Origin of the sequence: Lysinibacillus sp. NPDC096418 (genome assembly GCF_044762775.1) — a bacterium.
Classification (GTDB): Bacteria; Bacillota; Bacilli; order Bacillales_A; family Planococcaceae; genus Lysinibacillus.
The window spans coordinates 191,091-204,263 of the sequence record NZ_JBIWEY010000003.1; the positions used below are offsets into that span (position 1 = coordinate 191,091).

Here is a 13,173-nt window from a genome sequence, read left to right on the forward strand (position 1 = left end):
AAAAGTGATAATAATGTTGAATACATACAGTATCAAGAAATAATTTATAGAAAATCCTCCTTTTCGGCAATCATGAAAAGAAGAGAAGAAAAAGGAGTTTACTTAATATGCGTATTAGTGATTTTTCCATCAAGAGACCTGTATTTACAATTGTGACGATGTTGCTAGTAATAATATTGGGCGGCGTTTCGTTACTGAAAATTCCCGTCACACTCATCCCAGAGTTAAATCCACCGATTGGGGTAGTCGTGACTAGTTATCCTGGTGCAAGCCCGACGGAAGTTAATGAGAAGGTAACAAAGCCTTTAGAGACTAGCCTAGCAACATTGCCGGGCATAAAAAAAGTGCAGTCGACCTCGCAAGAAGGTGCAAATTTAATCGTTTTAGAATTTAACTGGTCGACAAATATAGAGGACGTACAACTTGATATTTTACAGCGACTAGATATGACACCGCTTCCAAGTGATGCGGAGAAGCCAAGTTTTTTAAAATTTGACCCGGCACAATTTCCAATTATTCAGCTTTCACTACGGGCAGAAAATAACGATGTCGACGTGCGTGTTCTAGCAGAAGCTTTAGAAAAAGAGCTCCGTCGTACAGATGGGGTAGCCAGTGTTAACGTCTCTGGTAAACTTGTCGAAGAGGTACAAGTAACGCTTGATGAAGCAAAGCTTGTCGATAAAGGTTTAACGCAAGCGGACGTCGTGCAAATTATTCAAACTAATAATATTTCAATGCCAGGTGATCCAGTATCTACTGAGGAAGGGAAAATGCTGACGACGCGTATTTTAAGCACTTTAACGTCACCGGAGGATATTGCAGACTTAATTGTGTCGGTAAATCCTTTGGACGGTAAGGCGTTAACTGTAGGAGATATTGCAGCGGTGGAACGCGCTGAACAAGTATCTACTACTGAAACGCGTGCTAATGAGCATCCTGCTGTACTAATGTCAGTACTCCAAGAATCAGGTGCAAATACCGCACAGGTGTCAGACGCGTTTCAAAAGGCATTAGACGAGCTTCTTAAGAAAGAACAATATAGTGGGATTAAAGCTGATATTTTATTAGATCAAGGAGATTATGTAAATTTAGCGATTAATAATATTGGTTCTTCACTCCTTCTTGGTGGTCTGTTTGCCATGATTATCTTATTCGTCTTTTTAAGAGGCGTGAAGAGTCCAATTATTATTGGTATCGCGATTCCATACTCGGTGATTGTGACGTTTGTGTTGATGTTTTTCGCAGATTTCACACTCAATATTATGACGCTTGGTGCATTAGCACTTGGTATTGGGATGCTTGTCGATAATGCCATCGTTGTTATAGAAAATATTGAACGGCATTTAGGGCTGGGCAAAGATCCAATTGAGGCAGCAAAACAGGGAACGAAGGAAGTTGCGATGGCGATTACAGCGTCAACTATGACGACAATTGCAGTCTTTATTCCAGTGATGTTTATAGAAGGCTTGATTGGGAAAATTTTTACTGAATTTGCTCTAACAATTTCTTTTAGTTTACTTGCTTCTTTATCGGTTGCATTGACGGTTGTACCCATGTTAGCAAGCCGATTGCTCAAAACAAAACCAGAAAATATTAATGAAATTCGTCAAGAGTCGCGTTTCTACAAAGGTTATAAGTCGTCTATTGTTTGGGTATTACACCACCGATTCCTTGTACTTACGACGACTACAATTCTCTTTGCGTTATCCTTATTCGGTTTAATGAAAATTGGAACGGAATTTTTACCTGCAACTGATGAAGGGTTTGCATCTGTAAGTGTGAATTTAGAAAATGGCTCTTCAGTGACGGAGACAGAAAAAGTCGTTGCAAAAATAGAAGATAGATTGAAACAAGAGGCTGAGGTCGATGTCTATGTTAGTTTAATTGGAGGTACACAGCAGTCACAGTCGCGTGGACAAACAAGTCCTAATCGAGCGGAAATGTATGTGAAATTAGTGCCATTAGAAGATCGTAAACGTTCCATTTTTGAATTTGTGGAAGAGGTGGAACAAGATTTGAAAGCAGAGCTTGGAGAGCAAGCGGAAATTGCATTTAATGTATCGACGTCTTCAGGTTCTGCACCGAATACACTAACATTCCGTTTGACTGATTCAAACGAACAACTATTACATGAATCGGTTGAAAATGTACGACAGGAGTTGCTAAAGATTGATCAGGTAACAGATGTTTCGAATGATTTAGATAATATAATACAGGAAATTCAGATTGAAGTTAATCGTGAAAAAGCCAAGGATTACGGCTTTGTTCCTGCGCAAATTGCACAGACCGTCAATCAAATGACTAGAGGGCAGCTAACGACTCAAATGATTGCTGAGGATGGTACTGTTTTATCTGTGTTTACGGGTTTCGGAAATACATTTAATAATAGCATTGAAGCTTTAAAAGACATGCAGTTACGGTCACCGGCTGGTCTATTTGTGGAGTTAAAGGATATTGCAGATGTATCTATTCAGGAAGGACCTGTATCGATAAGACGTTCAGATCAGGCTGCAGCCGTAGCATTTTTTGTTGAGTATAAAACAAAGGAATCACTAGGTGGTATTTCGTCTTTAGTGGATGATGCGCTTGAGCAAGCAAACTTACCGGCAGAAACACAAATCGTCTTTAGTGGAGATCGAGAGCTTTATGATAGTGCAATCGATGATATGTTGCTTGCTGTAGCACTTGCGGTAGTGCTCGTTTATATCGTTATGGCAGCGCAATTTGAGTCCTTTAAATATCCGTTCGTTATTATGTTTACAGTGCCTCTAATGATTATTGGAGTAGCCATCGCGCTATTTGCGACAAATACACTTATAGGCGTGACATCTGTTATTGGTATATTGGTGCTCGTCGGCATTGTTGTTAATAACGGCATTGTACTTGTTGATTATATCAATCAACAAAAGGTGGCGGGCATGACGACATATGAGGCGATTTTACTGGCCACGCAAGATCGATTACGACCAATTTTAATGACAGCATTTACGACGATTTTAGGCTTACTTCCACTTGCACTTGGCATTGGTGAGGGAACAGAGATGAACCAGCCTATGGGGATTGCCGTAATTGGCGGATTAGTAGTATCCACACTGTTGACACTGTATATTGTGCCAATTGTATATAGTTTAATTGATAAACAATCGAGAAGAATATCGTAATTTGATGTAGGAGGAAATGAGGATGGGTGTTCACTTTTTTACTGGCTTTCCGGGTTTCATTACGAGGCAATTAATCCGAGAATTATTTCGGAAACATAAAACGCAAGAAGTGATTGTCGCTGTTTTACCTGGTGAATTGCTAAAAGCAAATGCAGAGAGACAAAGAATTTTAAAGGAGTTTCCAGCAGGTGTACTTCATATTATTGAAGGGGATATTACATTACCTAATCTAGGTTTTGATGATCAAGTGTTACAAGAAATCACTCCTCAAATTGAAGTTATATGGCACTTAGCTGCTATCTATGATTTAGCAGTCCCACGAGATATAGCATGGAAAGTCAATGTACATGGTACAGCGATGGTGAATGATTTTGTCCGTACACTACCAAATATAAAGCGCTATATGTACTTTAGTACAGCATATGTGGCGGGTACACGTGAAGGGGTGCTACGTGAGGAGGAACTGATTCGCCCGTCTGCATTTAAAAATTACTATGAGGAAACGAAGTATGAGGCTGAACTTCGTGTTGAAGATTTAAAAGCTAAAGTACCGGTTACCATTATTCGTCCAGGCATTGTCCGTGGGCACTCTGAAACAGGTGAAACAATAAAATTTGATGGGCCATACTTCTTTTTAAATATGGTGGACCGCTTAAAATGTTTGCCGTTCATTCCGTATGTGGGACAGTCCAAATCTACGATTAATGTAGTGCCTATTGATTATGTCATGGATGCTGTGACATTTTTATTTGATGAACCGAGCGCAGTAGGAAGGACTTTGCATCTAACTGATCCGAATCCACATCCGGTGCAAGAGGTGTACCGAACGATGGTAAAGCTTTTGACAAACCATTATCCAAAGGGGCGTTTACCATTAACGCTTGCTAAAAAATCTTTACAAGTACCGTTTGTACGTAAAAAATTAAGGGTTGAGCAGGAAACACTGGATTATTTAACTTGGAATGCTGAGTTTGATACGACAGAAGCGGTAGGTATTCTGCAAAAGGGCGGAATTACTTGTCCGGACTTTATCCAAACGATGCCAAAGATGATTGAGTTTTATAATGCGCATAAAGAAGATGAAAGTTTTCAAATTCAGATTAAATAGTGCATAGAAATTTTTGTCAAAGGAAAATGATAGTGATATAATAATATTACACAATAGGTTCAATTGACGCTTTGTCAGATGTGAACGAATGTTACAAGTACCACGAGTGTAATGACGGGTATAAACATTTTTATGCAAAGAGCGAATCCAATCTCTGTAATTTGCTAATAAAGACCTCTGCCATTTCATAGGCAGGGGTCTTTACTTTTCTTTCAGAGTACATGGAGTTTAAAGGGGAGAGATTTTATGGAAGCTATAATTTTGCAATATGGCTGGGTGCTCATTGTACTTGTCGTATTGGAGGGATTACTTGCAGCTGATAACGCAGTTGTTATGGCTGTTATGGTCAAACATTTACCGATTGACCAACAGAAAAAGGCATTATTTTATGGGCTTTTTGGAGCATTGATTTTCCGCTTTTCAGCGCTCTTTATTATCACAATTTTGGTGAACTATTGGCAGATTCAAGCGATCGGAGCTGCATATTTACTGTTCATGTCTGCTAAAAATATTTATGACTTACGGAAACATAAAAATGAACCTGAGGAAGAACATAAGGAAAAAACAGCAAAAAAAGGCTCTAGTTTTTGGATGACAGTTATTAAAGTAGAGCTTGCAGATATTGCATTTGCTATTGACTCGATGCTTGCCGCAGTTGCTATTGCTGTTACGTTGCCGCATTTAGGTAACTTTGATATAGGTGGTATTAATGGTGGGCAGTTCACGGTTATGCTTATAGGTGGTTTCATAGGAGTTATCATGATGCGTTTTGCCGCTCAATGGTTTGTCAAAGTATTAAATGACTATCCTTCCCTTGAAACAGCCGCATTTTTAATCGTAGGGTGGGTAGGTGTTAAATTAGTCGTATTAACACTAGCACATGAAAAAGTAGGAATGTTACCTGCAGAATTTCCGCATTCAACAGCTTGGGAATTAACATTTTGGTGTGTTCTTCTTGCCATCGCACTTGGCGGTTATCTAGTAGGAGTCCGCAATAAAAAATAACCAATATAGTAATGAGAAGAACAGTTTATACTGTTCTTCTTTCTTTTTTTGCGCATTTTTTCTATACTGTTATCAGGTCTGGCAACTTAGGAAGGAAGGGGCTGATTTGGTGCCATGGAAAAGACCATCGAGTAAAATAGCAACGCCGTTTCAGTTACTCGTCACCTATTACTTTATAGCAATTGCGATTTCATTCCTATTACTACGTCTCCCAGGTGTACACAAGCATGGGGTTGAAGTATCTTTATTAGATAGTTTATTTACTGCAGTTAGTGCCGTTAGTGTTACGGGTTTAACAACGATTACTATTTCAGAGACATACTCTACATTTGGGATCATAATGTTGCTTGTTATTTTACAGCTTGGTGCCATCGGGATAATGTCGCTTGGCACGTTTATTTGGCTACTTGTTGGAAAAAAAATTAGTTTGCGTGAACGTGAATTAATTATGATTGACCACAATCAATACAATTTATCTGGTATGGTCCAACTTATTCGGGAAATCGTGAAAATCCTGCTCGTAATTGAAATAGCGGGTGCTTTTATTCTTACAATACATTTCATGAACTACTTTGATACGTTTGAAAAGGCACTTCTTCATGGTGTATTTGCATCAATTTCGGCGACAACGAATGGTGGTTTTGATATTACCGGTATGAGCTTGCTACCATTCCATAACGATTATTTTGTACAGTTCATTACGATGATTTTAATTGTGTTGGGTGCCATTGGCTTCCCTGTATTAATCGAAGTAAAAGCATTTTTACGCAATCGACATACTAATTTCCGCTTTAGTCTATTTACTAAAATTACAACGTCAACGTATGCTATTTTATTTGTCGTTGGCGCACTTATGATTTTACTACTCGAATCGTTCCATTCGTTTAAGTATATGCCATGGCATGAAGCGCTTTTTTCTGCTATGTTTCAATCTGTCTCGACTAGGTCAGGTGGTTTAACAACATATGATGTGACGACGTTTAGTGAAGCGACAAGTATTTTTATGAGTTTTTTAATGTTTATTGGTTCTTCACCAAGTTCAGTTGGTGGGGGAATAAGGACGACGACATTTGCTATCGCTATTTTGTTTTTAATTACATTTGCGCGTGGTAAAGAGCATATTCAAATCTTTGGGCGTGAGATTCATCCAATTGATATGTACCGATCATTTGTAGTTATTTTATTAGCATGCTTTATGGTTTTAATTGCTACAATGCTTCTACTAATAACTGAGCATGATGCAACACTTATACAAATTATTTTTGAAATTACCTCGGCGTTCGGAACATGTGGGATGTCGTTAGGAATCACTTCAGATTTATCGGTTGCTGGAAAAGTAATTATCATGATCTTAATGTTCATAGGACGTGTAGGCTTAATTTCCTTTCTTTATAGCCTTGGTGGTGGTGGTAGAGGTAAGACAACGAATTTCCACTATCCTAAGGAACGTGTCATTATCGGGTAAACGACAAGAGCTATCTCAAAGTATTTGAGGTAGTTCTTTTAATTGTCGAAAAACAATTTCTTCAATGATTTCTTTGTTAATGGTATGAGAGTTTGCTCAAGGGCCCGTTGGTTTTTGCTCATTTCGAGTGAGTATAAAAAACGCTATTCCTCACTAATTAGAGGAAATAGCGTTTGTTTTATATAGAGCTAAATGTTGCGAGATATGGAGCATGACCATGTCGGAAATAAGTTAATAAATAGCCTTTTTTAGGTGTGATTTTATCGTTAATGAAGTCTTGATAATCCAAGTAATGAGGGATAACAAGCGTATGCTTGAACAATTCTTTTTCAGAAAGGTTGAAGTTAGCAAATTCCTCACCAGCAATTGTAGGATCTTCACGTAAAGCTTTGTAAATAGCCTTTTGTTGCTCTTCAGTTGGGCGTTCTTTCCACCATAGTTTACGTGGCTGGAATTGCTGTGCCATTAAGTAGTCAAGCTGCATTAAGCTTTGTATGATCTGGGTATCGACGCCCTCAATAGTTGCTAAAAATTCAAGTAAACGTCTGAATAAATCTTCAAGTTGATGACCAATGCGCGACCAACCTTTTGTTTCCCAATACGTACCGAAGTTTTGGAAGAAATCAAAAGGTGTTTCAAATACTTCTGTTACTAAGTATTCAATGGTATTGTCCATACGGTGATCATTCCAATATTTTTCTAATACATCTTCAGCGTGTTTAATGCGTACAATATCATCGAATGTCAGTACATTGTTTGAGAAAATTTCATATGGCGATACATCCACATATGTATAACCAAATTTTTCAGCCTCTAAACGTAAGCCAGTCCCGCGAAGTAACTTTAAGAAACCAAGCTGTAATTCTTCAGGGCGCATTGCAAACACATCATTAAACGTTTGACGGAAGCTTGCGTAATCCTCTTCTGGTAAGCCAGCGATTAAATCTAAGTGCTGATCGATTTTACCGCCCTCTTTAACCATCGTGACCGTACGTGTTAGTTTCTCAAAGTTTTGACGTCGCTGAACAAGGGTATTAGTTAAATCATTGGTAGACTGGACACCGATTTCGAAGCGGAATAATCCTTTAGGTGCATTGTCATTTAAAAATTGAATAACTTCGGGACGCATAATGTCTGCAGTAATTTCAAATTGGAACACAACGCCTGGCTTATGTTCATCTATTAGGAATTGGAACATTTCCATTGCATAACTGCGGCTAATATTGAATGTGCGATCGACGAACTTAATCGTACGGGCACCGTTATCCATTAAAAAGCGAATGTCTTCTTTAATTTTTTCGCGGTTAAAATAGCGTACCCCCACTTCAATTGAAGAAAGACAAAATTGGCAACTAAATGGACAACCGCGACTCGTTTCAATATATTGAATACGTTTACCTAAATGTGGTAAATCTTCTTCAAAGCGGAAAGGACTAGGTAGTTCACGTAAGTCCACTTTAGGAGCCTGTGGATGAATACGTACTTTTCCATCTTCTAAATAACAAATTCCTGGAACTTCTTCAAGAGGAATTTCACCGTTAAAGTGGCGGAGCATTTGTTTAAAGGAGACTTCACCTTCACCCATCATTATATAGTCAACTTCATCGATACGACGTAGCCAATGATGGACATCATAAGAAACTTCAGGTCCACCTAATAAGATTTTGACATTTGGGCAGACGATTTTTAACATTTTAATGACATTAATCGTTTCTTCTATATTCCAAATGTAACAGCTGAATCCTACTACATCAGGCTTTTTTTGGAATAAATCTGACACGATATTGAAAGCTGGGTCTTTAATCGTGTATTCTGCAAGAGTCGGATTAAACTCAGGAAGAGCAGCGCCCTTTAGATAGCGTAATGCTAAATTTGTGTGGATATATTTTGCGTTTAATGTAGCTAATATAGTGTTCATGCAATAATCTCCTTTTCAACCTAATTGTATCAGTCAAATAGCTGATAAACAATATAATCCTTTTTACCTATTTAAAATATGAATGTTCTGTGAAATAATTAAAATTATTTAAATTTACAAAATATTGTAATAAAAGATGCGCGCTGTCATAAAGTAAAGTGAAGGCTATAGTTTAAATTATAACTAAGTTACTCTCTTGAAAGGCTCGGTGAAAAATTTGGAACAGAATAATTTAACTCAATGTTACGATAACGTATTGACGAATTCATTATTGCCAATTTTTATTCTAAGTAGCTCAAGAAAAATTTTACAAGTCAACGAACCAGCAATTCAGCAGTTTAAACTTAATCTGGCTTATAATGGTTTCTTAGCGATGGACGAGCCCTCCAATATGAAATGGACGCGATTCGTTAAACACTTAAAGTATATAAAAGAAGCAGAAGAAACATTTTATATTCGAACGGCTAATAATGAATATGAGCTAGTGCGGTTTAAATGTCACTACCATGTCAAAAATGAAGAAATCGTTGCTCATGCCACTATATTAAATCATTTGGATGATACAGCCTATGATTTATATTTTACGCAGGAGGATAATCGATATCCTTTATTTAGTACCTACGATAAAATTCCACATGGTATTATTTTAACAAATGCAAATGATATGATTTTTGATTTAAATAAGCATGCAGCTATGTATTTAAAAAGGGAAAAATCTCAGGTATTAGATAGCGCTCATAAAAGCATTTTTGATTCATTTAATTTGAAAGATAGTGAGCTCTCTTACTATTTTAGTAAATTGACAGAAGAAAAGTTTGCTACAATTCATGTAGTAGATCAATCACAGTCTAATAGGGCACTATATTATGAAATTTCTAGTGTTTTTGATTGTAAGAAAAATTTAATCGTTACAACGTTACTTGATGAAACAGAGAAAATAGAGTTACAACAAAAGGTAGAGCATCAACAAGCTTTAAATGTTGTCGGTCAAATGGCAGCAAGTATTGCCCATGAAATTCGTAATCCATTAACGTCATTAAAAGGATTTACTGATCTGTTAAAGATAGATGCTACTGAGGATGCTCAAATGTATTTATCGGTGATTGATAGTGAACTCCAACGTATGGAGCAGATTTTATCAGAGTTATTGATGCTATCAAAACCAGCCAATATCAACGTGGAATTATTAGAATTTGATAAGATTGTACAGAATGTGATTGAATTTATGATGCCGGATGCACTGATGAAAAACGTTATGATTCAATTTATATCATCACCTATGACTGTCCTGATTGAGGGGAATGAAAACCGCTTAAAACAGGTAGTGCTCAATCTGATTAAAAATGCAATTGAATCTATGTATAACGGTGGAACTGTAAAAATTGAAATGTGTATTAATAGAGGTTCACTTTTAGAACTATCTATTACGGATGAAGGCTCGGGAATGACTAATGAAACAATCGAAAATTTATTTCAGCCTTTCTATACAACGAAGACAACGGGGACAGGATTAGGTCTTCCTTTTGTAAAAAAGGTGATCGAGGAGCATAATGGTGAAATCGTAATAGAAAGCGAATTGAAAAAAGGTACTCGTTTTAGCTTACATTTCCCGATTTACTCGTTCGATCCTTTAGATACGCTGAGCCCAAACGAGAAGGATTCCAATTATTTGGTAACGTAGTGGTGGAAAACTCTATACGAAGAAGGCTGTTTGGACATAGTGTATTTAAGTACGATGCTTTTGACAATTCTTTTCCGTACTCGTTATAATGGCAAGATAACGTAGGAATTGAAAGGACAAGACTATGACTTCAGAGAATATTAAACAATCGTTAAAATTATATATCGTACTTTCTCGCGCGCATAAAGCAATCAACGAAACAACAAATCAGTTTTTTCAGGAGAATGGGGTAAATCCGACAGAATTTGCGGTTTTAGAGTTGCTTTATCATAAGGGACGTCAGCCATTGCAGCAGATAGGCAATAAAATTTTGCTTGCGAGTGGTTCAATTACGTATGTAATCGATAAGTTAGAAAAGAGGGGCTATTTACTTCGCGTATCCTGTCCGTCTGACCGTCGTGTAACTTATGCTGAAATTACTGAAGAGGGAGAAGCATTTATGGCTGAAGTGTTTCCAAGGCATGAGCAGCATCTACATGGACTACTGAGTACTTTAACAAATGAAGAAAAAGATGAAGCAATTAAATTACTAAAAAAATTGGGATTGTCTATTAAAGATCTATCCTACTAAAAAAAACCTTACGATGTGTGTTGTATCGTAAGGTTTTTTTACATTATAAGCGATTAGTATCTCTTTTGAACTGCCAGTAGGAAGTTAAAAGGAGGTATGTAAGCTAATGCTTATTTTTGTGAAATTGTTGCAGCCATTGCAAGCATAGCTGCAGTTAAATCTTGTGTTTTATTATCATGAATTATTAATTTTACGATTAGACCCTCTTTTTCAATAACAACCCCAACTACTTTTTCATCGTCAAAATGAACTACATAGCCTTCATTATTTTTGTCATTTTTAAAAGCAGCTAATTCTTCTGTCGATAACGGAGTCGTTTCACCTACAGCGTTCATATACTCTACTAGTGACGATTTAACATCGTCATAGCTAGTTTCTGAAGTAGATACAGTTTCTACACGCATAAACACATTATCATCGTCATTTGATATGATGATATCTTTGCCAGGTTCTTCTTGTGAAAGTGTGAAGCCTGGTAATTGGTGTAATTTATAGTTTTGATCGACACTTTTAGATTCAGTTGCTTTTGTGTTTTTATCAACACCATTTTGTACATAATTTAGATCTTGTTCTTGTGTTGATGGAATATTAGTAGATGTATCAGTTTGGTCAGGCGCTTCAAGCTCATCTTCATCAGATTCATTGTCTAATGGTGTTTCTTGATTTGCTGTGTTTGATGGATCTTTTTGCAAGGCGTCAGAATCCTCTGTTTTATCGGTAGTATTACAACCTACAACTAAGATGGCTGCTAGTAGTAACATAAGCATAGACATTAATTTTTTTTGCATGAAAAGCCCTCCTTTTTTATAGAACGATTTAAGGTGATAAAATGTTTCCAGCAATCAACCCAATTCAGTTAATCATTTTGTGGCGAAAGTGAAGTAACCTCTACAAAATTTCCCATCCCAAACAGTAATAGGTTGAAGAACGCTATCATATTTAATTTAGTGGGCACTGAATCGAGCTGTTTATGTTACAAGAAAAATATGCTGGGTTAAAATCTGGGCATAACGTTTTTAAAATAGTAGTAAATTCACCAAATCGCAATTGAATGTTATTATGTTAATGGCAGTACTAAGAATAATAATAGTACAAATACGACATGGGCTACAATAATTAGTGGCATACTTTTGCGCCATTCATATAAGAAGCCCCAAAGGATACTTGTAACGAATGCTGCAATGATACCAAGTGTAAAGCCACTAAACGCAATCGAAATGGCACAAAGAATAGCCGTTATAAGAACAGCCAATGCTGGACGCATAAAATTCTTTAGTTGCTGTTGAACGTAACCACGCCAAAATAGTTCTTCACCAAGTGCTACTATAAAAACAAGAAACACATAATGCCAAATATTTTGTGGGCCATAAGTTGTTAGAAATTTCTGGACGGATCGTACTAAACTATCATCAATAAATGGTGCAAGCCAATAACCAAAACGAATAAAACCATAAGTAATTGTACCGTAGCCTATTCCGAAAAGGAGAAATTTCCATGTGGGTAATCGATCCTCAATTTTACCTGCGAGTATAGCAATCGCGATGCATACTAAAAGTGTAAAGGTATAAAGATACCAAAATACAGCTTTATTAGCAAAAGTAAATGCAAACATACCGAAAGTGAATAATAAAGAAAGAAGAAGTATACTAATTTGTTTTGAATTTTTACTCATTCATACAACCTCCAATTTCTATATTATCAAAAAAAAAGTCCCTTATCATCTATAAAGACAAATAGGGACTATTCAGACTATTAAGCTCCACTACTATTTAAAATTTTGTATCGTTTATGATTGACGACTGTTTTTTCTTCTACTTCTAGGGAATCGAAATTTTCCATGTATGTTAAATCAACGATTACCGAATTTTCATTTACTTTTTCAACAATACCTTGTAAACCATCTTTAAACTCGATAATATTTCCAACTTCAGCTATTTTCACAGACAGTCAGCTCCTTCATCGACTAATAATATACAGTTTGCCGTAAAATTAGGGAAACGTAAAGCTTTTTTTGAGTTATTCGTAATTTTTAACGCAAAAATATTCATAAAGGAAAGGAAGAAGAAAATGACAAACTACGAAGAAATGCTTCAACAATTAAAAGAAGGGGAAATTGAACGTATTGAAATTGAGAAAGATCAATTTTATGAGTTTCGTGAGGTGCTAGTAAGACATCCGTTATTTAAACATTTTAGAGGAGAGGCTAAACAAAGCGGAAGAGTGATTTATACGTACTTGGACATTCCGAGAAGCTAAATGTCGAA

General features: G+C 36.7%; 11 protein-coding genes. 7 read left to right on the forward strand and 4 right to left on the reverse strand.

Annotated features, from left to right (window positions below; translation table 11 throughout):
• The first annotated feature begins 107 nt into the window (after positions 1-107).
• From ACIQZG_RS05215 to ACIQZG_RS05230, 4 genes are all read left to right on the forward strand, one after another.
• The gene (locus ACIQZG_RS05215) at positions 108-3,161 is read left to right on the forward strand and encodes an efflux RND transporter permease subunit (RefSeq protein WP_402754109.1); all 3,054 of its coding nucleotides are present in this window, start codon (positions 108-110) and stop codon (positions 3,159-3,161) included.
• A gap of 22 nt (positions 3,162-3,183) precedes the next feature.
• Positions 3,184-4,269, forward strand: a complete 1,086-nt coding sequence (locus ACIQZG_RS05220) for an SDR family oxidoreductase (protein WP_402754110.1) — start codon at positions 3,184-3,186, stop codon at positions 4,267-4,269.
• A gap of 246 nt (positions 4,270-4,515) precedes the next feature.
• Positions 4,516-5,274 carry a TerC family protein gene (locus tag ACIQZG_RS05225; protein WP_402754111.1) on the forward strand — a complete coding sequence of 253 codons (759 nt, stop codon included), beginning with the start codon at positions 4,516-4,518 and terminating at the stop codon, positions 5,272-5,274.
• 109 nt (positions 5,275-5,383) lie between these two features.
• A complete protein-coding gene (locus ACIQZG_RS05230) occupies positions 5,384-6,739 on the forward strand; it encodes a TrkH family potassium uptake protein (RefSeq protein ID WP_402754112.1) in 1,356 nt (451 codons plus the stop codon).
• 178 nt (positions 6,740-6,917) lie between these two features.
• Here ACIQZG_RS05230 and ACIQZG_RS05235 read toward each other — a convergent pair whose 3' ends face one another.
• Positions 6,918-8,657 carry a B12-binding domain-containing radical SAM protein gene (locus ACIQZG_RS05235; RefSeq protein ID WP_402754113.1) on the reverse strand — a complete coding sequence of 580 codons (1,740 nt, stop codon included), beginning with the start codon at positions 8,655-8,657 and terminating at the stop codon, positions 6,918-6,920.
• A 256-nt stretch (positions 8,658-8,913) separates the two neighbouring features.
• Here ACIQZG_RS05235 and ACIQZG_RS05240 point away from each other — a divergent pair, with 256 nt between their 5' ends.
• Positions 8,914-10,338: an ATP-binding protein gene (locus ACIQZG_RS05240; protein WP_402754114.1), complete on the forward strand. Its 1,425-nt coding sequence runs from the start codon at positions 8,914-8,916 to the stop codon at positions 10,336-10,338.
• Between the two features lie 124 nt (positions 10,339-10,462).
• Entirely contained in the window at positions 10,463-10,909 is a 447-nt protein-coding gene (locus tag ACIQZG_RS05245; protein WP_402754115.1) for a MarR family winged helix-turn-helix transcriptional regulator, read from the forward strand.
• 110 nt (positions 10,910-11,019) lie between these two features.
• Here ACIQZG_RS05245 and ACIQZG_RS05250 read toward each other — a convergent pair whose 3' ends face one another.
• From ACIQZG_RS05250 to ACIQZG_RS05260, 3 genes are all read right to left on the reverse strand, one after another.
• A complete protein-coding gene (locus ACIQZG_RS05250) occupies positions 11,020-11,697 on the reverse strand; it encodes a hypothetical protein (RefSeq protein WP_402754116.1) in 678 nt (225 codons plus the stop codon).
• A gap of 269 nt (positions 11,698-11,966) precedes the next feature.
• Positions 11,967-12,581, reverse strand: a complete 615-nt coding sequence (locus ACIQZG_RS05255; RefSeq protein WP_402754117.1) for a CPBP family intramembrane glutamic endopeptidase — start codon at positions 12,579-12,581, stop codon at positions 11,967-11,969.
• 80 nt (positions 12,582-12,661) lie between these two features.
• Complete coding sequence (locus tag ACIQZG_RS05260; RefSeq protein WP_402754118.1) at positions 12,662-12,850, reverse strand: YkvS family protein; 189 nt, start codon at positions 12,848-12,850, stop codon at positions 12,662-12,664.
• Positions 12,851-12,976: 126 nt separating this feature from the next.
• Here ACIQZG_RS05260 and ACIQZG_RS05265 point away from each other — a divergent pair, with 126 nt between their 5' ends.
• On the forward strand, positions 12,977-13,165 hold the full coding sequence (locus tag ACIQZG_RS05265; RefSeq protein WP_402754119.1) for a hypothetical protein: 189 nt from the start codon (positions 12,977-12,979) through the stop codon (positions 13,163-13,165).
• The last annotated feature ends 8 nt before the right edge of the window (positions 13,166-13,173 follow it).